Annotated in this window: 20 protein-coding genes; 7 read left to right on the top strand and 13 right to left on the bottom strand. The window is 41.6% G+C overall.

From position 1 onward, the window contains the following. Positions 1-2: 2 nt before the first annotated feature. From AC6JA8_RS07700 to AC6JA8_RS07745, 10 genes are all read right to left on the bottom strand, one after another. Positions 3-1580 (bottom strand): type II secretion system protein GspL, encoded by a 1578-nt coding sequence (locus AC6JA8_RS07700; protein ID WP_497976544.1) that lies wholly within the window; start codon positions 1578-1580, stop codon positions 3-5. A 65-nt stretch (positions 1581-1645) separates the two neighbouring features. Beyond that, entirely contained in the window at positions 1646-3082 is a 1437-nt protein-coding gene (locus AC6JA8_RS07705) for a hypothetical protein (protein ID WP_497976545.1), read from the bottom strand. After that, positions 3072-3980: a prepilin-type N-terminal cleavage/methylation domain-containing protein gene (locus tag AC6JA8_RS07710; protein WP_497976546.1), complete on the bottom strand. Its 909-nt coding sequence runs from the start codon at positions 3978-3980 to the stop codon at positions 3072-3074. The genes AC6JA8_RS07705 and AC6JA8_RS07710 overlap by 11 nt, the downstream gene beginning before the upstream one ends. Next, complete coding sequence (locus AC6JA8_RS07715; protein ID WP_497976547.1) at positions 3967-4503, bottom strand: type II secretion system protein; 537 nt, start codon at positions 4501-4503, stop codon at positions 3967-3969. The genes AC6JA8_RS07710 and AC6JA8_RS07715 overlap by 14 nt, the downstream gene beginning before the upstream one ends. Continuing rightward, on the bottom strand, positions 4485-5231 hold the full coding sequence (locus AC6JA8_RS07720) for a pilus assembly FimT family protein (RefSeq protein ID WP_497976548.1): 747 nt from the start codon (positions 5229-5231) through the stop codon (positions 4485-4487). The genes AC6JA8_RS07715 and AC6JA8_RS07720 overlap by 19 nt, the downstream gene beginning before the upstream one ends. Continuing rightward, complete coding sequence (gene gspG / locus AC6JA8_RS07725; protein WP_497976549.1) at positions 5173-5685, bottom strand: type II secretion system major pseudopilin GspG; 513 nt, start codon at positions 5683-5685, stop codon at positions 5173-5175. Before gspG ends, AC6JA8_RS07720 begins: the two co-directional genes overlap by 59 nt. 44 nt (positions 5686-5729) lie before the next feature. Beyond that, positions 5730-6944: a type II secretion system inner membrane protein GspF gene (gene gspF / locus AC6JA8_RS07730; protein WP_497976550.1), complete on the bottom strand. Its 1215-nt coding sequence runs from the start codon at positions 6942-6944 to the stop codon at positions 5730-5732. Next, positions 6944-8683 (bottom strand): type II secretion system ATPase GspE, encoded by a 1740-nt coding sequence (gene gspE, locus AC6JA8_RS07735; RefSeq protein WP_497976551.1) that lies wholly within the window; start codon positions 8681-8683, stop codon positions 6944-6946. The genes gspF and gspE overlap by 1 nt, the downstream gene beginning before the upstream one ends. Before the next feature lie 23 nt (positions 8684-8706). Then, positions 8707-11229, bottom strand: coding sequence for a type II secretion system secretin GspD (gene gspD / locus AC6JA8_RS07740; RefSeq protein ID WP_497976552.1), 2523 nt, complete (start codon positions 11227-11229; stop codon positions 8707-8709). Between the two features lie 23 nt (positions 11230-11252). Further along, positions 11253-12674 (bottom strand): PDZ domain-containing protein, encoded by a 1422-nt coding sequence (locus tag AC6JA8_RS07745; protein WP_497976553.1) that lies wholly within the window; start codon positions 12672-12674, stop codon positions 11253-11255. Positions 12675-12915: 241 nt separating this feature from the next. Here AC6JA8_RS07745 and AC6JA8_RS07750 point away from each other — a divergent pair, with 241 nt between their 5' ends. Genes AC6JA8_RS07750 through AC6JA8_RS07760 form a run of 3 tightly spaced genes read left to right on the top strand, consistent with a single transcriptional unit; the run spans position 12916 to position 17322 of the window. After that, entirely contained in the window at positions 12916-14685 is a 1770-nt protein-coding gene (locus AC6JA8_RS07750) for an acyl-CoA dehydrogenase family protein (RefSeq protein WP_497976554.1), read from the top strand. Continuing rightward, the gene (locus AC6JA8_RS07755) at positions 14666-16423 is read left to right on the top strand and encodes an FG-GAP repeat domain-containing protein (RefSeq protein ID WP_497976555.1); all 1758 of its coding nucleotides are present in this window, start codon (positions 14666-14668) and stop codon (positions 16421-16423) included. The genes AC6JA8_RS07750 and AC6JA8_RS07755 overlap by 20 nt, the downstream gene beginning before the upstream one ends. 32 nt (positions 16424-16455) lie before the next feature. Next, the gene (locus AC6JA8_RS07760; RefSeq protein ID WP_497976556.1) at positions 16456-17322 is read left to right on the top strand and encodes a hypothetical protein; all 867 of its coding nucleotides are present in this window, start codon (positions 16456-16458) and stop codon (positions 17320-17322) included. A gap of 8 nt (positions 17323-17330) precedes the next feature. On the opposite strand, the gene AC6JA8_RS07765 is transcribed toward AC6JA8_RS07760, so the two are convergent. Further along, entirely contained in the window at positions 17331-18134 is an 804-nt protein-coding gene (locus AC6JA8_RS07765; protein WP_497976557.1) for a LysR family transcriptional regulator, read from the bottom strand. A 1-nt stretch (position 18135) separates the two neighbouring features. Beyond that, positions 18136-18555: a HesB/IscA family protein gene (locus AC6JA8_RS07770; RefSeq protein WP_491634885.1), complete on the bottom strand. Its 420-nt coding sequence runs from the start codon at positions 18553-18555 to the stop codon at positions 18136-18138. A gap of 100 nt (positions 18556-18655) precedes the next feature. Here AC6JA8_RS07770 and AC6JA8_RS07775 point away from each other — a divergent pair, with 100 nt between their 5' ends. Further along, complete coding sequence (locus AC6JA8_RS07775; protein ID WP_497976558.1) at positions 18656-20383, top strand: M61 family metallopeptidase; 1728 nt, start codon at positions 18656-18658, stop codon at positions 20381-20383. Between the two features lie 30 nt (positions 20384-20413). Here AC6JA8_RS07775 and AC6JA8_RS07780 read toward each other — a convergent pair whose 3' ends face one another. After that, positions 20414-21259, bottom strand: a complete 846-nt coding sequence (locus tag AC6JA8_RS07780) for a LysR family transcriptional regulator (protein WP_497976559.1) — start codon at positions 21257-21259, stop codon at positions 20414-20416. An 85-nt stretch (positions 21260-21344) separates the two neighbouring features. On the opposite strand from AC6JA8_RS07780, the gene AC6JA8_RS07785 reads away from it, so the two are divergent. The 3 genes from AC6JA8_RS07785 to AC6JA8_RS07795 all read left to right on the top strand — a co-directional run bounded on the left by AC6JA8_RS07785 (position 21345) and on the right by AC6JA8_RS07795 (position 24650). Further along, positions 21345-22175, top strand: coding sequence for a hypothetical protein (locus tag AC6JA8_RS07785; protein WP_497976560.1), 831 nt, complete (start codon positions 21345-21347; stop codon positions 22173-22175). A gap of 73 nt (positions 22176-22248) precedes the next feature. Beyond that, complete coding sequence (locus tag AC6JA8_RS07790) at positions 22249-22374, top strand: hypothetical protein (protein ID WP_272868927.1); 126 nt, start codon at positions 22249-22251, stop codon at positions 22372-22374. 83 nt (positions 22375-22457) lie between these two features. After that, the gene (locus AC6JA8_RS07795) at positions 22458-24650 is read left to right on the top strand and encodes a glutamine synthetase III family protein (RefSeq protein ID WP_497976561.1); all 2193 of its coding nucleotides are present in this window, start codon (positions 22458-22460) and stop codon (positions 24648-24650) included. Positions 24651-24761: the final 111 nt, after the last annotated feature.

The following is a 24761-nucleotide window of genomic DNA, read 5'->3' on the forward strand; positions in this document are numbered from 1 at the left end:
GACTATTTATCCTCAAACTGGAGTTCCAAAGTGGCCTGTCCAGGTTTGTAGTTGACGACGAGTCCGGGAAGACCTGAGCCTTTTAGGACTTTTTCCATGTTCTCAAGTTCAACCGGCTCAAGTGAAGAGAAGACCGCTTTAACTTCAAACCCGTCGCTGGTGAATTTTTCAAGATTCACTTTTGGGTTGTTGTTAATCGTCTTGCTCAGTAGGGCCAGAGGCCTTAGAGCGTTGACTGATTGAGAAGAAAGAATCGATGAAACTTCATCTTTAACGATTTTATTTTTCTTTTTAAGAACGTTTAAAACGCGGTTCGGGTTTTTTTCATAAGCTTTTCTATCTGGAGCAGACAGTGCTAAATTTCCGCGGTTAAGAAGTGCTTTGATTTTTTTGTCGGCATCAGCGTTTTGCTTTTGCAGGAAAATAAATCTTTCACCCACCAGACCTAAGATCAAAAGTAGAGCGATGAAAGTCGTTCTTACCCAGATAAAGACCGCAGAGTGAACTGAGATAAAAGCATTGGAAGCAGTCTGGAATTTCCCCGTCAGGAAGTTGATGATACTTGATGGGGCCTTTTGAGAGATGGCCATCATCTTTGCCAGATAAAAGTTTTTATCGTGGGCCGTGTAATCATTCTTTAAATCCAGAAGCGGAGGCAATGTCTCCACTGGAATTCCAGTATGGTAGTAAATAAAGTTATCAATGTTATTGATGCTGCTTGTTCCACCAAAGATATAAAACTTGTCGATACTCGTTCCAAATTTTACACGGTGGCCGATTTCCCATCTTTTTAAATCGAGGATCAGAGGATTGAAGACCTGCTTCATTAAAAGAGCGAACCCTTTTTGTTCAGGAGAAACTTCTTCCAGCTGTTCATCGTTAAGCATGAAAGCGTTTTCATGTTTATAGATAATCGCATTTTCCAGCGAGATCTGATACGTTCTGGCGATGACTTCGTTGATAGCATTTCCTGCCACGTAAGAAGTGTGGTTAGAAACAATCTGACGGTTTTGAACAAAGTAAACTTTTGTCGTCTTGTGTCCCAGGTCGATGATACAACAAGTATCGTTCATGCGGATGTGATCCACATAGGCCTGCATAACAGAAACTTCGCTGGTCACGATAGAAGGCTGAGCTTCCTTCGTTTCAAAGTAACCAAAAAAATCTTTAAAGACACTGAATTGAGTGATGTTACTTAAAACAGAAAAGCTGTTGCTCTTTTTATTGATGCGCGAGCTGAAGTGAGCATTGTTTAGCGAGTAGGGAAGGTTTTCTTCCAATTGAAACGGAATGATCTGTTCTGTTTTTCTTTTCGATGTACCTGGAATTTCCAGGTATCTCGTCGTCAGCATTTCATTAGGCATTTGCATAATGATTCTGATATCGTTTGGCTTTTTTTGAATATAATTGCTGATAATTTCTTTCTGCAAATCAGAAAGACTTACGATGTTTGGATAATGCGGTTTTACTTCTTCAAGAATGATTTCTTGTTTTTCAACCAACACATAATTTTTACGCTCGGGCCTCACCTCAATAAACTTGACTGAATAGGCACCAATATCAATGGCCAGTATGTTCATAGTTTAAGTTTAAGGGCAAAGCCTAATGAAGCATAGGAAATTATAAGGGAAAAAAGGTTCTCCGACTATTCTAGTCGCATTTCAATTACGCGCGGAAGAAGGAGTTCAACAGGCTGAGGCTTTTCATCTTTTTTGTCGCCGCCCCCTGATCCTTGACCTTGCCCCTGGCCTTGATCGCCAGCAGGAGGGTTGCCGTCACCACCCGGGTCAGCTGGTTCGTTTGGCTTTTTTTGCTTGGCCGGTTGAGGCTTAACCGGAAGATCTACATAGGCCACAATATTATAAACGGCGTTGTTGTATGAACCGCGGCTGTTAACTTTATAAAGTTTTCCGGCCGTATCGATGGTTAGCCCGGCCTGCTTGAGTTCACTCATTCGCTCGTTATAGTCCGTGTCTGAGACAATATTGAGGGTTCCAACAATAACGTTTTTAAAGTCTTCAGCACTTTTAAACTTTTTACCTTTAATTTTTTTGTCTTCGTCTCCATCGCGGTATTTGAAGAATTCTTCAATCTGGATGTTGTTGATGCTTGGGAAAAGGATTTTTAGGTCTTCGATAGTCAACTCGTTGATGGCGATAACGCTGACTTCGTGAACGCTCATGCGGTCTTTAATCAGATCAACGATGGCATCATCCCATGAAGGAAGCAAATACAGCTCATCAATTGAGGCCAGAGGAGCGTGTTTGGGAGTGATATTCTTTTGGTTGAATTTCGCTTCAACTTCCGGTCTTTGGCTGTCCTGGAATTTTGAAGAGTCATTAACGTAGAATTTTAATTCTTTAACTAAGTAGGCCGGATCGACGTTGGAGTACTTCGCGTGGAACTCTTCATCAGTGTCACTCTTATCTTTAATCAGCCTTTGGAGAGTCTCTACTAATTTTTTCTCGATAATAACGTCAGCTCTTTCTGTTTTTGTTTTTTTGCCGTCGCCATCATCAGAGCTTCCAGAATCCCCAGAGTCAGAGTCTCCTCCGTCTAAATCCCCTGAACCCCCGGCCGCAGCGTCCTGGTCCTGTGCAGATTTATTATTGGTTGGTTTTAGACGAAGACCATTTGGATTTAAGAACCCGGCGATCTTGGTGAAAGTCACTGAGACTTCGCCTCTAAAAAGAGTCTTTTTATTAAATTCTTCCAGCGCTGTTTTTTGAATAATCCCTGCACCCTTTGGTTCCGGGATAGGGTAGATGAAGGGCTGGATAATAATGTTTTCTAAGTCGGAAGTAGGGAAAGCACTTTTTAGACTCTCTTCTTTTTCCAGTTTATTTCTTCCCACCTGATAAAGGCGGAGTTTTCCCATTGCGAAGTTAAGTCCTGACTCAGCATTAAGGCGCGCCTGGATTTTATCTTGTTGATTATAAATTTTAATCTTGTTGAGTTTGGTCTCAAACGTAAAATCGGCCAGAAGGAAAGTTAAAATAGCGATAACCCCTAAGACCAGCATCAGTGCGATTCCGCGTTCGTTTTTAATTGTCGCTTTTAGAAAACCGGGTCTAATTGTCATCGTCTTCTCCCGGTTGATCAGCACCTCTACCTTGTCCGCCGGCAAATCCACCACCTTGTTGAGACCCATCTCCACCTGTGCCTCCAAGGGCCCCGGTTTTAATATCGTCTTGTTTGGTGTTGAAGTATGGATTGAGCACGCGGAAAGTTTTTTCCAGCTTTTGTTCGTTTTTGTCTTCATCAATCCACGTCACGTTGACTTTTAATGAGCGGATCAGGTTTTTATTTTCATTTAATTCCTGAAGAGAAGTCGTGTATTTTTTTGTCCTCTCATCCCAGAAAGAAAATTCTAAGTCCTTTACTTTATCCATCACGACCTGAAATTTTGGCTTCGACCAGTCTTGAGTAGAGTTATAGATGTCTGTAGCAATCGTTTGACGGACGACTTCGTAAAGGCCCGAGACTTTATCATCAGGATTATCCGGGTCAGGCTCCATGGCGCGCAGGCTGTACTTTACCCAGGCAAAACGCGACTCTTTTGAGTCGGAAAACTTTCTACGGTTGGCCTGAGTTAAGAAGATGATGCTCGATTTTTCTTCTGACTTAAATTGAGGGATTAGAGATCCATTGTTAGTTCTTCCATCAAAAGCGCCATTAGCATTGGTATTAGTGTCAGCATAAACATCTGCTGAGTTACTTGCTGTCGGAACAATTTTAGAATGAGAAAAAAGTGGATTATAGATTTGAGAAATGTCGCTGTCTAAACGTCCAATGGCCGTTAAGCTCTGAACAGTCTGGCGGTCTTCTTTGATAACACGGTCTTTGGTTTCCGTATTGGTATCGATCATTTTGTAGGTCGCAAACGAGATCATAGAAAGAATGGTAATAGCGATCATGACTTCAAAAAGAGTGAAGCCCTGATTGTTATTTAATGGAGAGCAGGTCTTAGAATGATCCAATGGCCACATCCGCATTCTGGTTCATAATCCAGGCATCCAGTTTATAAGTTTCACCCGAGCTTTTATTTTTCACGGTGACTTCAACCTGCCAGATCATCTTTTCCATATTTTCTTTAAAGACTGTAAAAATTCTTTTTTCTAACTGTTTTTCCTGACTTTCTTCCTGAGATTGCTCTAAGTCCGCACTTGATTCGATTTTTGACATATCAGGGACAAAGAATTTTTTATACTCAACAATCGTCTGATAGTTATTGTTGTTCTCCACATCTTTTGTGTCTTTAGTTAACGTTAAAGAGTCGGAGAGTGCCGGAGGATTCGTGATGATTTCATTGATTTTATTTTCGCAGAAATCCTTAAGGAGCATATCTTCCTTAAGTTTTCCCGAGTCTATGAGGTTGTAACCAAATCCGGTTACGAAGGCCGAGGCAAACACAGCAAAAATGGCAATAGCAATCATAACTTCAATCAGTGTGAAGCCAGAGCGGTTGCCAAGAAGTGTAGTCCTTATCTTTCTTTCAGCCATGTCTCAAAAATTTCTTTTGCCTTTGCCGACTGCAGATCGTTGATCTCGCGGTTTCCAGGGTTTTCAAGTTTATGAGTTTTCTTTTCAATTTTTTGATTAAACGGATTCACTTCCAATGAAATCACATTTTCATCATTGGCCAGGATGATGATCGCATCGTCTTTTTCCCCGGTAGGGAAAGTATAGACAGAGACATCACCGGTGCTCTTAAATTTTTCCGAGCTTCCATTGCCAACACCTAATATCTTAACACCTTCTGGCAATTCTTTGTTGGAATCCTGGAATTCCTGAATTTTATTAAATTGCATATTCGTTTCTTTTAGTCGTTTAGCTTCTTTTTCTTCTTCCTCTTTACTTTGAGATGTCGACTCATACTCAGGTTCTGGGGGAAGGACAAAAGAAGAGCTCGGGCCATATTCAACTGCGTATTCCTGAGGGGCCTTGCCCAACATGAAATGCAGGCGAACGACTGAGTTTCTTAGTACAGCTTCATCGCTCATGAAACGAATAGCTCTTTCGATGTTGTCGCTTTCTTGATCTAAATCTTGGCTGGTAGAGAAGGGATTAGAGAGGGCCATGGCCATTACGAGAGTGATCAAAACCAAGGCTATCAGGATTTCGATGACCGTGAAGCCTTGGTTTGATTTTAGAAGTTTTGCTTGAATAAATTTATTCCGCTGGAGCAGCCTCACCGCCAGTTTCTCCACCACCTGAGGCAGCAGCTCCACCTTTTGGTGCTTTTAAATAGATGTCAGCATCATTGCCTTCACCACCAGCTTCACCATCGTCTCCGTAAGAGTAGATGTTGTAAGTTTTTCCATCAGACTCATAAACATAATCATTGTCCCATGGATCCTTTGGAATACCATCACCATCAATGAATCCATTAGGTGGATAGTCCTTACACTCTCTTCCGCCTGTTGGCTTAGAGATCAGGGCCTCAAGACCTTGTTCAGTAGAAGGGTAGAAGCTACATTTTCTTCTGAATTCTTTTAAGCGAGCGTCCAGGTTACTCATCTGGATTTTTGCAGATTTAATTTTTCCTTCGATAAGTGTGTCGTTAAAACGACCAACAACGAATGTACCAGCGATAGCTAGTAGAGTAAGAGCGATGAGGATCTCGATCAAAGAGAAACCTCTTTGATTCTGAGCAAGAGCTTTAGTAAACGACATGTTTTCCATCTAGGACTCCAAAAAGAGAAAATATGTTTTTAGGTTGTTTGGTTTTATCTTCCAACGCTATTGAGATCAATAAGCGGCACTACTACCGAGAAGATAATAAATGCTACTACAAGTCCCATTGCTACCATCATTATAGGTTCTAGGATGGATGTTAGTCCAGCAAGTTTTGAATTTACCTGATCTTCGTAGTTTTCTGAAACAATTTGCAACATCGGTTCTAATTCCCCTGATTTTTCGCCCAACTTAATCATGTGGGTTACCATCGGCGGGAAAAGCTCAGAACGGACAAGGGGACCGGTTAGTGAAGCTCCTTCGGAGACGCTTGCGCGAGAGTCTTCAATGGCCTTTTTCATGTGAACATTGGAAATAAGGTTAGAAACAATCTTCATTGAGACCAGGATCGGAACACCTGACTGAAGTAGTGTGGCAAGTGTCGAGCAAAAACGGCTGACGTTAACCATGGTCACGATTTCTCCGACCACTGGAAGTTTTAGCACAAGAGCATCGTACTTAGATCGTCCTGACTCAGTAGAAATGTAGCGTTTAAAAAGCATCCATCCGCCAACGAGCCCTAAAATGACCAGCCACCAGTAGTTCATCAGGAAATTAGAAATCCAGATACAGATTTTTGTCTGAAGAGGGAGTTCTTTTTTCATTGAAACGAAGATTCTGGTTAGCTTTGGGATAACGAAAATAAAAATGATCCCGATCATGGCGCCACCGGCACCCATCATGATCATGGGATAAGTCATGGCCCCTTTAACTTTGTTTCTTAGTTTTACCTGTCCTTCCGTAAAATCGGCCAGTTTTAAAAGAACAACTTCAAGTGTACCTGACGCCTCTCCGGCATCGACCATGTTGACGTAAACGTTGTCAAAGATTTTTGGATAATCAGAAAGAGCTTTGGCCAGCGATGACCCTTCGTTAACTTTTTGTCTGATTTCAGAAAGAGTGATTTTTAAGCTTGGGTTTTCAGTCTGGTCAACCAGGGCACTGAAGGCTTCGACGACTTGAATTTTAGCGCGAAGAAGGGTGGCCAGCTGTCTGGTCATTAAGGCGAGGTCATTGATTGAAACGGCACTTCCGAAATTAATCCCGCCGCTTTTTTTCACTGATCCGGAAGTCTGTTCGCTGATTTCAATCAGCATGATTCCCATTCCGCGGATACGCGTCTTGGCAGCACTTAGTCCTTCGACATTCACCGTGCCTTTAACTTCACTTCCAGATTTATCAATCCCTTTATAATTATAAATCGCCATTAGTGTTGTGTTTCCTCATCTTCTTCGTTGATCGCACGGACCATTTCTTCTACAGAAGTGATTCCTTTGAAAACTTTTTCCAGGGCGTCCTGGCGAAGAGATTTCATTCCATTTTTCATTGCCATCTTTTTAACCGTTGAGGCATCGGCCTTCTTTAGAATTAAAGGGCGAATGTCGTCAGTGATAATTAAAAGTTCTGAAACAACTGTCATGCTGGCGTACCCAAGGTAGTTACACTTTGGACAACCTTTTGGTTTATAAAGTGTCGCTTCTTTTGGCATTGAGTGAACATCCAGCATCTGGAAGTCGTAATCAGTAGGAGTGTAAGCTTCTTTACAGTCATTGCATAGAGTACGAATAAGACGTTGAGCAAGAACTCCCGCCAGTGAAGAAGCAATAAGAAACGGCTGAACTCCCATATCGATAAGGCGGTTAGGAGCAGACGAAGCGTCGTTGGTGTGAATCGTAGAAAGAACAAAGTGACCCGTTAATGAAGCCTGGATCGCCATCTCTGCTGTTTCCAAGTCGCGGGTTTCCCCCACCATGATAACGTCGGGGTTTTGACGAAGAATAGAGCGGAGTGCGCGGGCAAAAGTCAGGTCAATTTTGTGGTTAACCTGGATTTGCGAAATCCCTTGCAGCTCGTATTCCACCGGGTCTTCAACGGTGATGATCATTTTATCTGGTGTATTGATACGGTCTAACATCGCAAAGAGGGTCGTCGTTTTACCGTGACCAGTAGGTCCCGAGACGTAAACGACACCATGTTTTCTTTTTGAAAGTTCATCAAGTGCTTTTAGGTTTTGCCCGTGGAAGCCCAGGTTTTCCAGAGTCAGAATGTTGTTTGATTTCTCTAAAACCCTCATTACGATACGTTCACCGTTTTGAATAGGAACAACACTCACACGAATATCGATGTCCTTTCCGGCCATCTTAATTTTAATACGACCGTCTTGAGGAAGACGCTTTTCAGCGATGTCCATCGACTTCGTCATAACTTTTAGACGAGAAGTCACTGCGGCCTGAGTTTTAATCGGCTGGCGCAGAATCTCTCTCATAACTCGGTTAATACGGAAGCGATAGACGACTTCTTTTTCGTAAGGCTCGATGTGAATATCTGAGGCGCGCTCTTTAATCGCGCGGAAGATAATCGAGTTCACAAAACGGATAACTGGCGCTTCATCAGCTCCAGCTTCAAGGATATCGATAGGTCCGTCTAAGTCCAGGTTCTCGTCGAATTCACCTTCGATTGAGTCGACCACGTTGCGGTTTGCTCTTTCGTAGATGCGGTTAATCGCATCCTGAACTTTAAGAGGGCTGGCGACAACCATCTTTACTTCTTTCTTAAAAATTTCCTGGATGTCGTTGATTGCATCAAAGTTAAATGGGTCCGTCACTAGAAGAGTGACAGAGTACTCCGTTTCCAAAATCGGCAGGACTTCATGAGTCTTGGCGTAGTTGATGCTGATATTTAACGTCAGATTCGGGTCGATTTCTTCAAGTTTTAGTTCATTTAAATAAGGAATGTCCACCTGGTGGCAGATCACTTTAATGATGTCGTGCGGATTGATGTAATTCTTCTTTAAAAGAATTTCACCCAGAAGCATTCCAGATTCGTGTTGAATCTCCAGGGCCTCTTCCAGCTGGGCGTCGGTGAGCGATGTATGCTTCAAAAGGAGCTGGCCGATTTTTTCTTTCTGGCCTTCAACTTTTTCCATCATGTGATCGGATATTTTCACTGATACTTCCTTAAAAAATTAAATTACTGTACTGATGTCACCGGATCAGTTGTTCCCGCCGGCTTGTTTTCTGCTTTCTGGATAATTTCCTGATAATCAGGAACATTGCCTTCAGTTGCATCTACACCAATAGCTTCATTTCTGTCTTTGTACTTTTCAGTTTCACTTGTATCGTACAGAGGACCTTCACCTTGTTTTTTAGCTTTGTCGTAAAGTCCCTTAACCGTAGTAGAGAAGGCATCGTCGTCTCCGACCATGTTCTTTAAGTGAGACTGACGGCGGTTAAGCAGGTCTTTTACGTTTTCAGCGTTTGTTTTTTCATATGAGGCCAGGATTTTTGGCGTCATGAAGAAGAGTAGGTTAACTTTTTCAACCGACTTCGTCGTGTTTTTAAATAACCAACCTAGTACCGGGATATCTCCCAGTAAAGGAACTTTACTTGTTGTGTTTGTTTCTTTATCACGCATTAAACCACCCATAGCGATTGTGTCTTTATCGCGCACAACGACTGTCGTGTTAAATGCTCTGATAACTGTCCCAACCCCACCTTGAGTAGAGTTCACTTGTCTTCCCGAGAAGTCGACAATTTTCTGGTCGATTTTAAGTTTTACAAAGCGTGTAACTTTGTTGATTTGCGGAGTGATTTTTAAGTTAAGTGAAACCTTTTGCATTTTAATCGAGTTGGTCGTTGAACCATTCGTTGCACTCGTTGTTTCAGTTGTTGGAACTTCTTCCCCAGACTCGAATGCCCCTTCAACGTTATCCATTGTCAGGATTTGTGGAGTCGCCAGAACGTTTGTTCCTGCGTTTGTTGCAATCGCAGTGATTAGACCGTTAACCGAATTGACCTGAATTGTATTTCCATCTGGTGTCTTAAGGTCAACTTTTCTTCCGATACCACCACCAACGAAAAGTCCTGAAAGGTTAGTGATATTGTTTGTCATAAGAGAAAGAAGATCGTTTGTGTTACCGTAACCAGCTTTTTGCGATCCACCAGAACCGTAAGCTCCAATTAAGCTGATCCCGAATCCTTGTCCTCTGGAAACCTGAGTTTCCATCATTAGACCTTCAACATAAACCTGGTCGCGTGGGATATCCAGCTGAGCGATAACTGTTTTTACAGTTTCGTAGTCAGTAGGAGAGGCCGTTACGACAAGGGCGTTGTTTTCTTTATCAGAAGTGATTTTTACTTCGCTGTTAAAAAGAGTGGCCGTTGTTGCTGTTCCACTTGTTGGCGATGTAAAGCGAGTTAAACCACCAGCAGCTCCTGATCTCGGTGCGTTTCCAACCAGAGATGAAAGAGTTTTTGCCAGGGCCTCAGAGTCACCGTAGTTCAGGTAATAAACGTGGATTTGTCCAGAACCTGCAGCGACAACTTTAACGTCTAGTTTTTCAATGAGGCCTCTAAGTTCGCGTGCCCCATCAGAGTTTGCCATGGCGATAATTGAGTTCGTTCTTGGCTCAGCAATGATGCGAGAGATATTTGATTGAGATGTTGAACCTGATCCCGAGGCCACAGTGTTTGTTCTTGGAACTCCACCAGCTCCTGATCCGTTCTTTAAAATTTTATCTAATAGAGTTGCGATCTCTTGAGCTGATGAGTTTCTTACCTTAATAATTTGCAGAGACTCTTCGTGTCCAGGGATATCGATGAACTTAATTAGCTTCATTAGACGGTTGATGTGCGTTCCTGTTTCCTGAACGATAACCGTGTTGGTTTGCTTGATTTCGATGATTCTTCCGTAACGAGACATGAATGGACGGAAAGAGTTAGCGACTTCGCGCGAGTTAACATACTTTAGCGGGATAATCTGCATCACGTAGTTTTCAGTATTCGGAGTGTAGGTCCCCGTATACATCGTCGTTGGAGAGTATCTGATATCGCGGTTGTTAACGATCGTGTAGAAGGCCCCTGATTTTACCAGTGAGTACCCATTGATTGATAGGGCCTGAAGGTAAGCTTTCCACGCATCTCCAATCGTGATTGGAGTAGGTGAAGAGATCGAGATCTTTCCTTTAATGTCTTTATCCAGGATTAGGTTTAATCCTGTAAGTTTTTGCATATGTTTTGTTAAATCTAAAATCGAGACGTTCGGGAAGTCGAAGCTCGTGACAACTTCAGGACCAAAGGCCGTTTCAGGGTTTAGGTTAACGTACTTTTTATCTGTTTTTGTAGGGCTTGCAGACCCCGTTCTTTTTCTTCCGAAAGTATCAGATGATCCGCTTCCACCACGAGAGCTTTCTTCGAATGAATCGCTTCCTTCATCGGCCATTTCATCGCCACCTTCATCATCACCTGGAGCAAAATTGGTCGTATCCTGTGCCGAAGCATCTAGTAATGAGCTTGCCGATTTTCCTGTATCCGGAATAGAGATATCAGAAGGAGTGTTAACACCTTTTTTAGCGTTGGCCGCTCCACTTGGGCGGTTGAATTTTGTTTTGCTCTTAAATTTGTCAAACTGTGCTCTTACTTCAGGCGATAGCCCCACTGTGGTAAGTAGGAGAGACGCGGTTAAGACTTTCGAGAGATTAACATTTTTTTTCATTTAAACGTCCAAATTAAATATTTTTATTCAAACCCGTATTCTAATGTTTCGTTCATTCCATTTCTCTTAAGGCCGATCTGGAACTGGTCAATTTCTTTGATTCGTCCAAGAAGAGTCATAAGTTCATTGAGATTTTCAATTTTCTTTCCATTAATTGACGTGATTACGTCATCGTTCTGGATATTAAGCTGAGAGTAGATTGACCCTGGAACAACTTCTGTCATCTTAAATGCCAGTGATCCATCCGGGTTGGTGATCTGAACCGCCTTGGCCTGAGTCAAGACTTCGCTCATGTTGCTGATCATGCTGTCTCTGAAAGCGCGCTTAATTTTAAAAGAGTTCCCTACGTTTTTAATACTTGGGTTAAGGCTCTTAAACATTTTTTGCCCAACTTTTGGAGAAACGATTTTCATCGGAGGCATAATCGGAGCATCTTCCTCTTCACTGGCGATGTATTCACATTCACCTGTTGTCAGGTTCTTTAAAATGATTTTCATGCGGTTGATTCTTGAAACTTCAACAGCATTGTTTAGTTGTTCACCTTCTCTCACATTGACTAGTTCACTTGATCCGCGAACTTGAACTGAAGCCACAGATTTTACCGAGTCTTGAAGAACAATTGTATCCAGAAGTTTCAGTGGTTCAGAAGTAGGGCGTTCAGCATCCGTACAGACGATGCTCGCGATGTCGATTTTTGGACCTTTATCACCGGCCTTATCGCTTTCTTTAACATTGAAGAGGTTTGTTGAAGAAATGCGGTTGATGTCTTGAAGAGTTGTGTCCGATTTTTCAATTGGAACACTGATATTCCCTTTTACTGTTGAAACCATCGGAGTTCCGCGACCAATAAAAAGAGCAGCTGTTTTACCAATTAAATAAGTGAACGTGACAACCAGAAGAATGATAAATACACCGTGGATTTTTCCACGTGTGTAAGGAGAGAAAAGCTTTAAAATGAAATCGTTCCAGCTAAATTTATCGATACTTTTCATTGGAGAAGCACCAGAGAATCTCTCTCTGATTCGCTCGCCACTTCCTGCACCAAATTTAGGAAATTTAAATTTAAAACGGCCGACAGACTCCGGCTTTTCAGGCGGGTCCATTTCCATTTCTTCAAAACTCATATTGTGATCAGTTTTATCTGATTCACTGTAGTCATTAACCAGGTGTTGGTTTTCTTCTCTGAATTTATTGAGGTTGTAGTTGCTGAGAGTTTTCTCTGCAAAAACTTCTGGGTTTTCATCAGTATAAGATTCATCACCAGCGATGGCCTCGGACTCTTGTCCATCTCTGCGCATCTCTGTGAATTGAACAGGGGAGTCGTCGTCTTCTTGATCGTAATCAGTGTCTGTTTGATCGGTTTGTTCTTCAAGATTTTCATCGTGGTCTTGTTTAGACTTTTTGAAACGATCTAAGAACTTAAAATTGAAATTAAATTTTTTCATATTTGTTTTAACATCATGTTAATTTTGAACAACATTAATAAAGCTTTCAAATTCACCATCCATGGTGGATCAAATTTATAGTTATTCTTCTATTCTAAGAAGTTAGAAGACTTGTAGCAATAAGATTCTTTTGTACCTGAGTAAACAGATTGGTCTTTGTTTTCATTTCTCTTTTTGGAAAGATTGAGTATCCTAGTAAATGTATTAAATTCAACGTTTCAATCATAAAAGGTGATCAAAAATGGCAAGTAATTCGAACGGACAATTAGAATCAGTAGTAGGGTCTCTCTTTTTCGGTGAAATCAACGAAAACCTGGTTTTTCCTTTTCCACACTTTTCAGACTCTCAAGTTGAAATGGCCAAGGAAATGACGGCAGCAGTTGATGCTTTCGCAAAAGACAATATTAACGGAGAGAAGTTTGATAAAGAAGCTCACCTTCCAAAAGAAGTCATTCAAGGACTCGCTGAAATGGGTCTTTTAGGTCTGGGAGTTCCTGAGGATTTGGGTGGTCTAGGTCTTGATTACTCACTTTATTGTCGCGTGTTTGCTCAAGTAGCAAGTCATGATGGTTCAGTGGCGACGATGATCGGGGCTCACCAGTCGATTGGTTACCGTGCTCTTTTAAATGAAGGGACACCTGAGCAAAAAAAGAAATGGCTTCCTCGCCTGGCAAGTGGTGAAGTGATCGCAGCTTTTTGTTTAACTGAGCCAGGTTCTGGGTCAGATGCATACTCAATTAAAACAAAAGCTGTTGATAATAAGGATGGAACATACACTATTACCGGACAAAAACTTTGGATTACTAATGGTGGTCTGGCAGGTTTTTATTCAGTTTTCTGTAAAACAGAGCACGTGATTGACGGTAAGACTGTGGAAAAAATTTCCTGCTTCATCGTAGAAGGTGGATCTCCAGGACTTTCTTTTGGTGAAAAAGAAAACAAAATGGGGATTCGTGCGAGTGAAACCCGCGCTGTTTATTTTGATAAAGTTGTCGTTCCAAAAGAAAATATTCTTGGTGAGCTTGGAAAAGGTTTCAAGATTGCGATGAATGTTCTTAACTCGGGAAGACTATCTCTGGGAGCAGGATGTGTTTCTGGAATGAAGATGATTCTTGAAATGGCCACAGCTCACGCTACAAACAGAAAACAATTCGATCGTCCTATTGCCGAGTTTGGATTAATTCAGGATAAGCTGACAAAAATGGCGGCGATGACTTATGCAGCGGAGAGTATGGTTTACCTGACAACAGGGAACATGATCAAAGGCATGAACGATTACTATATGGAGACAGCTGTTTGTAAGATCTACGGTTCAGAGTCTCTTTGGGCAAGCATTGATATGGCAATGCAAATTGCGGCCGGTAACGGTTATATGAAAGAGTACCCTTATGAAAGATTAATGAGAGACGTTCGTATCAACATGATCTTCGAAGGAACAAACGAAATTCTTCGCGCACTTCTTGCTCTATCAGGAGTAAGAGGGCCATCTGAAGAAATGAAAGAGCTTGGAAAAGTGACTGACGTTTCAAAGGCGCTTCAAGACCCAATTAAGTCTCTTGGTGTGTTTACAAAATTTGCCAGAAAGAGAATGTCTCATATGATGGGATCAAAAGCTCTTACAAAAGCTCACCCAGAGCTAAAAGAGCAGGCAGAGAAGTTCTCTTCTATGCTTGGTAAGTTTGCTATCGCAGTAGAAGACACTTTAATTAAATACGGAAAGAAAATTGTGGACAATGAGCTTCCACAAGGACGCCTTGCTGACATGGTGATCGATCTTTATATTATCCTGGCAACGATCTCAAGAACGACAGCTATCCTGAATAGTTCAAAAGCAACTCAGGAACAAAAAGACTACGTTCTTCGTTTAACTAAATTCATCTGCAATGATTCTGGAAGAAAAATCAGAAGAAATCTGAAGGCAATGTCAAAAAACAATGACAAAAACGTTATCAAGATTTCTGAAACAGTTGTAAAAAATGGTGGATACGGTTTTGACATCATCGACTTCTAAGTCCCTTTATTTGGCACTCCTGGGGGTTTTACTCTCAGGGTGTGCTGAAAAAAAGATTCAGCCTATAAAAGATCTCGGCGGCCCTCGTGAGCAGTCGATTCCTTACGATATTGCCCCTGAAAGATCTGGCGGAATTTTTGTCGATAAGACTGAAGAGTATGGACTTAAGGATGTTTCAGCAGTTCATCTTTATGCTGTCGATGTGAACAATGACGGGGCCACTGACCTGGTAATTCTGGATGATTTTTATGCCTCTCCAAAATTTTATTACTTCAATAAAAAAGAAAAAAAATTCAAATTAGGGGAAAACCCTTTTAATGAAATTGTGCGCGCAAGTTACCTCAACTTTGTCGACCTGGACCACGATGGGATTTACGATGTCATTGTAGGAAATCTCAACCAAAGAAGTGAGATGACCCAGTACCCTGGGCGCGTTTATAAAGGCATCGTAGAAAACGGAAAGCTTCGCTATCAGGCCAAGGCTTCTTTGCCAACGGGAGTTCTGCCCACGGCGAGTATTGTGCCTTTAGATTTCAACCTTGATGGTGAAATCGATCTTTACCTGGCCAATTGGTTTTCACAAAAAGACAACAATCCAAAACCAGTGACAGATTATCTTTTACAAGGAAAAGGTTTTGAATTCACCGACGTCGGAAGCCAGTTAAGAGGTGAGTACGACTATAATAAATCGGACAAGATTTACCCGAATGCCACACCAACTTTTGGTGCAAGTGTGTGCGACGTGGATAAAAATGGTCTTCCCGATATCATGACCAGTAATTCAAACGGCTACTACAATAAGCTATGGCTTAATATCGACGGGAAAAACTTCGTTAACTACGCAGTAGAGTCAGGCTATGCGGCCGACAATGAAGGCTCTGCTGATCAAAAAGGCGGAGGAAATTCATTTTTCAGTTTATGTGGCGACTACAATAACGACGGGATTGTTGATATCGTGGTTGGAAACCTGGCCCGCGACAGCGACCCTGAATCCCGCGACAAATCAGCAGTGCTGACTGGTTCAGTAAAAACTTTTCCACCAAAATTTATCCGCTCAGAATTTTTCCTTCAAGACAAACAAGAGAATTGGTCAGAGGGAGATAGAAGAGGAGCATGGATTGATTATAACCTTGATGGGCTAAACGATCTTTTAATCGCCAACTCTGGTTTTCCTCCTTCTTCACGACTGGTCTTCTTTGAACAGGAGCCGGACCACGCTTACGATGATAAAGCAAAAGAGCTGGGGATCAATCTTATGAACCCATCAGGAATTGTGACGATTGATTTAAACGGTGATGGTGTGATGGATTTTATTTCAGGGCAAAGTAAAGTGCGCGCTGGAGATATCAACACTCGTCTCTATGTTTTTGAAAATCAAACTAAGCGAGAAGGAAAGGGCTCAATGCGCTTTCACCTTCAAGGAAAGAAGAGTAACTTCCACGGCATCTCTTCAACACTGACTTTTTCAACGACTAAAACAAAATATTTCGGCGAGGCCAACTACGCTTATGGCTCTCTTCCTTCACAAAATGAAGAAGGTGTTTACTTTGCTTTCGGGCATGAAACTCCTAAAGAAGTTGAAGTTAGATGGAGCATTGGCAGCGAAGACCGCCTAGGCCGAGTGGCGCCACTCATTCGAAAATATAATCTACAAAAACTCTCAGGAAAAGGTAAGCATTTAGAATTAAACCTCTGCGAAGATGGTCGCGTGCTGCCAAGATCAAAAAATTGTTATTAAAATTCTTAGGGTAATTCTCCGATGAAGTAGGTATGAAAAAACTAATACCTCTAGTCGTTCTCTTTACCTTTTTTAGCTGTTCACAGACACCTGTTCATGTTGAGTCTCCAGAGAGAGACCCGGCAAATTTTCAGACCTGTTTTGAGGCCATGACCAACATCATGAATTACAAAACTCACTACGGTCCTGCCGCTCAAGTCTTCTCTCATGCGAAATCGCTTAAGGAGCTTGAAGGATTGTATGGTGGCGATAACTTAATCGAAATCCAAAGACGAATTTCAAACGATGAGATCTTAAAAAACAATGCCAACTTAAAGCAACTTTTAAAAGATCCATTTGAACCAAAGGATGTGCCCGGAAAAATCAAGGCCATTCCTATGGATGATGCCAACGTGATTTATCGTGCAATGGCCGACTCTAACGTCAATAAAAACCATTACTGTTACGACCCAAAAGGAACAATCGGTTTTTGTTTTGGACGCGCGACAATTGCTCATATGGAAGCCATAGTAAGAGAAGTGCATCCTGATTCAGTTAAAAAGATCTGGATCGCCGGTGATATGGGAGTGTGGGGACACCATGTGGCCACGATGGTGTACACTGAAAAAGGATGGATTGTCCTAGATACTAACCTTGGCAGAAGTGTTGATGTCGATACATGGATTGCGACTTACATGCCAATGAAGAAAGGAAAAAAAGATATCATGGTCTTTGTCACTCAGGCCGGGCGCTTTGGGCCTTACGATTCAAGTCCGTATAATGCCATTAACCTCTTTAACACAAATAGTGCTGACTTCAAGAAGGCCAATGACTTCTTTAGCGGATACTTCCATGATTACTTCGAGAGCTTGGACAACGTTAAAAACAAGCCACTCGTCGATCAAAAGAAAGCGCATTAATTTAAAAATTATTTTTTCTTAACGATATCAGAAAGATGCTTGATTCTCTCAGGCATCTTTTTGTAGTTAAGTGTGCTCATGTAAATCTGAGATGAAGGCAGTCCTGGGATTTCCTGAACCTTGAGCTGGTCTTCTTTCTTGATTAAATGATCTGGAATGATGGCAATCCCTACATCGTTTTTTACCAATGAGATGATTGACGTAAATGAGTCTACCATGACGATAGATTCACTTTTAGTTTTTGAAAGTTTAAACAGGTGATCGTTGTTTGAAAAAACCACCCAGCGCTGATCGCTTAGTTTTTTTCTGTTCACTTCATTTTTAGAAATGAGAACTAGTTTTTCTTCGAAAAGTTTTAGTGATGTCACGAGCTCTGATTGGATATTTTCCGTTCCAAAGATCACATCAAATTTGCTCTCTTCAATTCCTGAACGCAGCTCAGGCATATCGGCCACGTGAACTGTCACGTCGCGCTTTTGTCCTTTAAGGTAGTCTGTCAGAAGAGGAGTGAACCAGTTCTTAAGGAGTCCTTCTAAAATACCAATGGAAAGTGGGAGTTGATCTTCGCGCTGGAAAATCTGAAGCGAGGTCTTCTCAAAACTTTGAGAGGCCTGGTAAAGCTCTTTTCCTTTTTCCGAAAGAATAACTTTTTTACTAGATCTAATGATGAGCTCTTCTTGAAGAGAGTCTTCCAGAAGTTTAATTTGACGGCTAACTGCTGACTGAGCAATGTTTAATTCTTCAGCGGCCTTTGAGAAGCTTGCGTACTTTGCCGTAAGCATAAAGGCCTTCAGGTAGCGAAAATCTAGCATTTTAAACTCCTTCTTTTACTGGAGGTGTTTTTTCTGGGCTTGCTCTCCAGAATTTCCCTTTGAATTCGCCTTGAGAGTGGTTCGTAATAACGAAGCCCTCAGCGTCCTGGTTGAAATCCTGAATAAAGTCCACAGAAGCTTCCTGTAAATAGAAGGCAGCAAATGGATCAATAACGATATAAATGTCGTCGTTGCTATTAGCAATACGAACCTGGAAGTCGTCTTCTTGAAGATCAGTGAAACCTGCTGCGTAAGTAAAGCCTTCGCAACCTTTACCACTTACGACAATACGAAAGTACTTACCCGCCAAGGTAAAATCGTTGTCGATGATCAATTTTAATTGTTCAAGGGCGCGCTCAGTAAACATGATCACAGGCGGAAGGACCAAGTCCTTGTTAACCTTATTTTGTTTAAAACCCATGTGAAAATCCCATGCGGAAAAGTGTCGTTAGTGTTATTGTATGTGCACCAGTAACTATCCAACCAAAAAAGAATTTACAAGTCAAAAAAGGAAATTTTTTATGAAGCTAACGTATAAATTAATAATTGAAACACCTTCGACGCACCAAGTTCGAGTTGTCATTCAAGGAAAAAAAGAATCTGGTGAAAAATCACTGGACTTTTTTCTTCCGCGTTGGTCGCCAGGATCTTATTTAATCCGTGAATATTCACGCCATCTATCTAGCTTAAAAGCGGAAACAGCTAACGGTGAAAGACTTTTTCTCGAACAAACAGATGTTTCAACTTTTAATATCGATTGGAATAAAAGCGAGTTAAAAAATACTAAGGATGCTGACACATTTACGCTTTCTTACAATGTTTATTGCCATGAGCTAACAGTAAGAACATCACACGTTGATGACTCACATGCTTTCTTACACTTGCCAACTCTTCTAATGGGTGTGTTAGGAAAAAATATAACTGACCCGACGATCGAATTATCTTTCCCAGCATCGTGGTCAAAAGTTTCAACAGGACTAAAAGATATTTCGGTGAAGCGCGAAGCCTTCATCTATACAGCAAAAAATTATGACGACCTGATCGACTCACCAATTGAGATTGGTTGCCAGGAAACTGATGGTTTTATGGCCGGAGGAATTCCCCACGATGTGGCCTTCTATGGAAACCTTCTTCCTCACAAAGAAAACCTAAAAGAAGACACGAAAAAAATCGTTGAACACATCGCTGGCTTTATGGGTGGATACCCGTATGAAAAATACACCTTCATGACTCATTTTGTTCCTGGCCTATACGGTGGTCTTGAGCACTCAAATTCAACAGCACTGCAGTTTGACCCAACGGCAATTACAAACCGCAAAGGTTACATTAACTATTTAGCACTTGTATCTCACGAATACTTCCACACATGGAACGTAAAGCGCATTCGTCCTTTTGAGCTTGGGCCATTTAACTACTTAAAGGAAGCAACTTCAAAACTTCTATGGCTTGCTGAAGGTCTGACATCTTTAATGGATGAGCTGTTCATCTATAGAGCGGGTCTGATCACGATGGAAGAATACTTAGAAATGCAGAAAGATAACCTGAACAGATACTTCTCTGTTCCAGGAAGAAAATTTCACTCACTGGATGATTCATCTTTTAACTCATGGATCAAGCTTTACCGCCCGGATGAAAACTCAAACAACTCAAGTGTGAGTTACTACCTTAAAGGTGGAATTGTTTTCTTTGCTTTAAACATCCTTCTGGCAGAAAAAGGAAAGAGCATTAACGATCTTCTAACTCTTCTATGGAATGATTATAAAAAACATCCAGAGCGTGGAGTAAACCCAGAACAGGTTTACAAAATGGTTGAAGAAGTTGGTGGAAAAGAGATCAGAGAGAAGTTTGAAGTGATGACTTCAACAACTGAAGAAATTGATCTTGAGTCCATCTGTGCTACAGCTGGATTAAAGTTCGAGTGGGATAAATCTGAATCACCATGGCTTGGATTTGACCCTGAGTTCTCAGGGGATAGAGTGATCGTAAGAGCAGTAACTCTTGATGGTCCAGCCTATAAAGCAGGATTAAACGCAGGAGATGAAATCATCGCTATCAATGGTATGCGTGTCCTAAAAGACCGCTACAATGATTATGCAAAATACCTAAGAGCTAATGAGTCATACACATTCATGATCTCAAGACTGGCAAGTCTTCAGACTGTGACTTTAAATGTCGGAGTGACGCCGGCAAAACTTAAGGCGATTACTGTGGCCGATAAAGACAAGGCCGTGAAAGTTTTTAATCCATAAGAGATTGAAGCGCTCCTTCGGGAGCGCTTTTTATTTGAGTTTATCGTAAGCTGTTTGCAAAAACTGACAGACTTGAGTCGATAGCTTCTTCGAATCCGTTCTTCTTCTAAGCCACCACACGCACATCTTTCTATCCATCTCTATCTCATGCTCGACAAAAGCAATCTTTTTTTCTTTCAACAAATCATGTACCAGAATTTTAGGAACCACACTCCAGCCAACACCATTTAAAACGGCCGAACGCACGCCAATCAAACTATCAACAGTTAAAACCGTCTGTGCGGACAGATCGCTAAAAGAAAAAATATCAGGATTCATCTGCTCGTGACGAATGAAAGGTTTTTTCATCAGAGCTTCTATTGAAAGTTTCTGACCTTTGGTTTTCCATGAAGCAGGAGTGACCACCAGCCATTCTTCTTTAAAGAGCTGTTTATGAGCAATCGCCGGGTCTTCCGGCGGATGGCAAACAATAACAAAGTCACAGGCCCCAGTGATAAGATGGTTTTCAATATCACCTCCAGGAGTGCTGATATTTAAATGGGCCTTCGTGGGAAAAAGGGTAAGGTGAGGGATGAGAAACTGCTCAACTAACCACATGGTTGAAGCAATCCTAATTGTCGAATGACCCTGCATGACTTTCTTTTGAGCAGCGATACTTTCTTCTACCCAGCCAACTAAAGCAAGACCTGAGTCGGTGAGTCCCCAGCGGCCGTCGATTTTTTGAATGAGTCCATAGTCTTCGGAAATGCGCTGGGTTTTTCGTTGAAGCCCGGCAGGATCGCAGTTGAGTATTTTTGCCGCTTCCCTTAAGGAAGACGCTTCTTTAAAAGCGCGTAGAATGAGGCAGTCATCAGGTGATATTGTGAAGTTTTCCATGTTGATATTTATCTATCTTGTTGTTGATATTTGTCAACAGCCAAAAAGAATCTAAAAGGGGATGGTAGGATAGCGGAGGTATCTCATGAAAATGCTGTTAGTTATGCTTGTTGTATGTTCTCAAAATGTTTTTGCCCTTGATCGCTATTTTGCTAATGAAGAAGTTCAGAGACTGGCCCCGGAGGCCTTTGCTCTTCAGCCGGAAGCGAATGAATTCCATAAACTTATTGGAGAGAAATCCAAAAGAGAACGCGAGCTTTTTATAAAGTTAATAAAAGAAGACAGTGCTCTTCTAGAAAAAATCCAAAAATACAAAGAGCTTCCTTGGGAAGAAAAAGAAAAAGTTCTTCGCCAGGTTTTTGCTCTTGAAGTGAAGGCACTAGGAATGAAAGCCCCAGAGCTTATCATTGATAAAACCACGACAAAAAATGAAGCGTACTTTGATTTTGATATCACAAATCCAGGTACGGGGAGAGTTCTTCTCAACATCGACGAGCTGGAAAAAGATAGCAACCCACATGCGGGACTGCTCCTTCTTATTCACGAGACAAGACATTCGGCGCAGTTTCAAGAGGCGTTTAAACTAAACAATCCTATTGCACGCGCTTACAAAGCGGCCTTTAGTGCGCAGAAGAACCATGCGAAAGCGATTACTTCTTTTAGTGATTTTCTCACGCTTATTAATGAGTATGAGGCCTTCCAATTTGGAAACTACGTCGTCAGTGCACTCTTAAATGGCCAGGTTGATACACTTGGAATGGGGACCTTTGCCAGCCAATACAACGAGGACTACACACTTAAAATTGATCTTCCTAAACTTTTTAAAGAGCAGGAAGAAGGAAGCAATAAAGAGACAATTCTCAACACTTTTAACAAGTTAGAGAAGTCTCAGTACGATATTTTAGTAGGGCAATAACCATAAATAACCCAGTAGGTCATTTACACATTCAGAGATTTTGACTTGCTGGGTTTAAAACTTTTTGGCATAAATGAAGACGAAAAATAAAATTAGTCAGGAATTAATCGTTATGATGCCAGAAGAAATGCAGGCAACAATTGGTACGCTACTCCTTTTTTTCGCCATGGTTGCGATGATGTGCCTTCGCACTCTTTAGGAAAAATTGCGACAAATCTTCTTTATCAACTAACCGTTTAACTTTACAATCTTCTCGTGCCAAAAATTCATCGGGGAGGATGTATGACGATCGAGAAAGATTCTGTATCTAGTTTGCGTAACCGTGCTACTTCAAGAAATCCAAGACATTTCAATGTACCTCTCGACAATTTGGGACTGCCAAAAAAAGTAAGTGATTACTATGGCGAACTCACGTTTGATTTCAAAACATCAGAAGACATTTCAGATGCTACGAAAAAAGAAATCATCAAGGCCCTTGATGAAGGACGTGGGATTAAAAAAGAACACGCAGAAGCGATCGCAAAAGCGGTTACAGACTGGGCCGTAAGAAATGGGGCAACTCACTTTTGTCACTGGTTCCAGCCACTAACAGGTGGAACGGCAGAAAAACATGATGCCTTCTTCAGTTTAAAAGATGGCAAACCTATCGAAAGACTTTCAGCTTCTCAGCTTATGCAGGGTGAGCCGGATGCTTCTTCATTTCCTAACGGTGGATCTCGCTCAACATTCGAAGCGCGTGGATACACAACTTGGGATTTAACAAGCCCAATGTTTTTAATTGAAACAACAAACGGAAGAACGCTTTGTATTCCAACAGCGTTCGTTTCATATTTTGGTGAGTCTCTCGATATTAAAACTCCTCTTTTAAAATCGATCTCAAAACTAAGCCCGGCAGCAACAAAGTTTCTTCAACTAGCAGGACACAAACAAACAACTTCAGTTCACGTTACATGCGGAGCTGAACAAGAGTACTTCCTGGTTGATAAAGCTTTCTACTATGCACGCCCTGACTTAGTTATGACTGGTAGAACTCTTTTTGGAGCTCTAACAACTCGTAACCAACAGCTTGAAGATCACTACTTCGGTTTAATTCCTGACCGCGTTCTTGCTTTCATGCAAGAGCTTGATTACGAACTTCACCGCCTGGGAATTCCTTCAAAAACTCGTCACAACGAAGTTGCTCCAGGGCAATTTGAAATGGCTCCGATTTTCTCTGAAGCCAATGTCGCGTCTGACAACAACCAGATGATTATGACGACGATGAGAAGAATTGCTGAAAAACACGACATGATGGTTCTTCTTCACGAGAAACCATTTGCTGGAATCAATGGTTCTGGAAAGCACGTTAACTGGTCAATGAGCGACGACACAGGATTAAACCTGCTAGAGCCAGGATCAGAGCCACAATCAAACCTTCGTTTCTTAGCAACAGTTGCTGTTATCGTAGAAGCTCTTCACCGCTATTCGAAGCCACTTCGTATGGCGATCTCTGGAGCAGGTAACGATCACCGCCTGGGAGCGAACGAAGCACCTCCAAGCATTATCTCTGCTTACTTAGGGGATACACTTGATAAAATCTTCCACACAATCATGGAAGATAAATCATTCACTCCAAGATCAAACAATGTAATCGACCTTGGAACAAACCAGCTGGCGCATCTTCTACAGGACAACACTGATAGAAACAGAACATCGCCATTTGCTTTCACTGGAAATAAATTCGAATTCCGTGCTGTCGGTTCAAGCCACGCGATCGGTTTCCCAATGACTATTCTAAATGCAGCGGTAACAGACATTTTCAATGAGGCGAACGCTTACCTTGAAGCTGAGCAAGCAAAAGGGCAAACGGTAGATCAGTCTCTTATGAGCTTAATTAAAAAGCTTATGGGGAACTCAATGAAAGCTGTCTTTAACGGAGATGGTTACTCGAAAGAATGGGTTCAAGAAGCGGCAAGACGTGGTCTTCCAAACCTTCGCACAACTCCAGAAGCTCTAAAGACCATGACGAACGCAGAAGATTATAGCTTCCTGGTTCGCAACGGAATCTTTAAGGCAGAAGAGGTGACGACTCGTTATAACATCCTTCTTGAAAGATACATCAAGATCAGAGAGATCGAGTTTGAAACAATGATCGACATGATTCACCAGTATGTCATTCCATCGGGGCTTGAATATAAATCAGTTCTTGCAAACCTGATTAAGGGACAAAAAGAAATTGGTGTAGCTTCAAATTTTGAAATGGATGCTTACAAAAAAGTATCGACAAAGATTGATGAAATCCACTCTCTGTCTACAAACTTGCAAAAAGAACTTTCAGGCGATCACTCTGATCACCAGAAGTATGCAGAAAAAATTGGAAGCGAGCTAATGACAATGGTAACGACAATGGCCGGTATCTGTAACGAGCTTGAAGAATTGATCCCAAATCAGTTCTACACACTTCCAAAATACTACGACATGCTTTTCTTAAGATAACGATCAATGAGAGGCCCTCTTCGGAGGGCCTTTTTTATTTTCAACAGGCGCATATTGGCCCCAAAACATGTAACAACCTTTCTTTGAAACGTATTCTTCTTACAATTGTCT

This window comes from Bacteriovorax sp. HI3 (assembly GCF_059738875.1).

What these genes read in the sequence shown, in the direction of transcription:
- AC6JA8_RS07780 (WP_497976559.1), bottom strand. Translation starts at nt 21,259, where the DNA reads ATGGAAAACTTCACAATATCACCTGATGACTGCCTCATTCTACGCGCT.
- AC6JA8_RS07760 (WP_497976556.1), top strand. Translation starts at nt 16,456, where the DNA reads ATGAAAAAACTAATACCTCTAGTCGTTCTCTTTACCTTTTTTAGCTGT.
- AC6JA8_RS07770 (WP_491634885.1), bottom strand. Translation starts at nt 18,555, where the DNA reads ATGGGTTTTAAACAAAATAAGGTTAACAAGGACTTGGTCCTTCCGCCT.
- AC6JA8_RS07775 (WP_497976558.1), top strand. Translation starts at nt 18,656, where the DNA reads ATGAAGCTAACGTATAAATTAATAATTGAAACACCTTCGACGCACCAA.
- AC6JA8_RS07765 (WP_497976557.1), bottom strand. Translation starts at nt 18,134, where the DNA reads ATGCTAGATTTTCGCTACCTGAAGGCCTTTATGCTTACGGCAAAGTAC.
- gspD (WP_497976552.1), bottom strand. Translation starts at nt 11,229, where the DNA reads ATGAAAAAAAATGTTAATCTCTCGAAAGTCTTAACCGCGTCTCTCCTA.
- gspF (WP_497976550.1), bottom strand. Translation starts at nt 6,944, where the DNA reads ATGGCGATTTATAATTATAAAGGGATTGATAAATCTGGAAGTGAAGTT.
- AC6JA8_RS07745 (WP_497976553.1), bottom strand. Translation starts at nt 12,674, where the DNA reads ATGAAAAAATTTAATTTCAATTTTAAGTTCTTAGATCGTTTCAAAAAG.
- gspG (WP_497976549.1), bottom strand. Translation starts at nt 5,685, where the DNA reads ATGGAAAACATGTCGTTTACTAAAGCTCTTGCTCAGAATCAAAGAGGT.
- AC6JA8_RS07700 (WP_497976544.1), bottom strand. Translation starts at nt 1,580, where the DNA reads ATGAACATACTGGCCATTGATATTGGTGCCTATTCAGTCAAGTTTATT.
- AC6JA8_RS07785 (WP_497976560.1), top strand. Translation starts at nt 21,345, where the DNA reads ATGAAAATGCTGTTAGTTATGCTTGTTGTATGTTCTCAAAATGTTTTT.
- AC6JA8_RS07795 (WP_497976561.1), top strand. Translation starts at nt 22,458, where the DNA reads ATGACGATCGAGAAAGATTCTGTATCTAGTTTGCGTAACCGTGCTACT.
- AC6JA8_RS07790 (WP_272868927.1), top strand. Translation starts at nt 22,249, where the DNA reads ATGAAGACGAAAAATAAAATTAGTCAGGAATTAATCGTTATGATGCCA.
- AC6JA8_RS07705 (WP_497976545.1), bottom strand. Translation starts at nt 3,082, where the DNA reads ATGACAATTAGACCCGGTTTTCTAAAAGCGACAATTAAAAACGAACGC.
- AC6JA8_RS07750 (WP_497976554.1), top strand. Translation starts at nt 12,916, where the DNA reads ATGGCAAGTAATTCGAACGGACAATTAGAATCAGTAGTAGGGTCTCTC.
- AC6JA8_RS07715 (WP_497976547.1), bottom strand. Translation starts at nt 4,503, where the DNA reads ATGGCTGAAAGAAAGATAAGGACTACACTTCTTGGCAACCGCTCTGGC.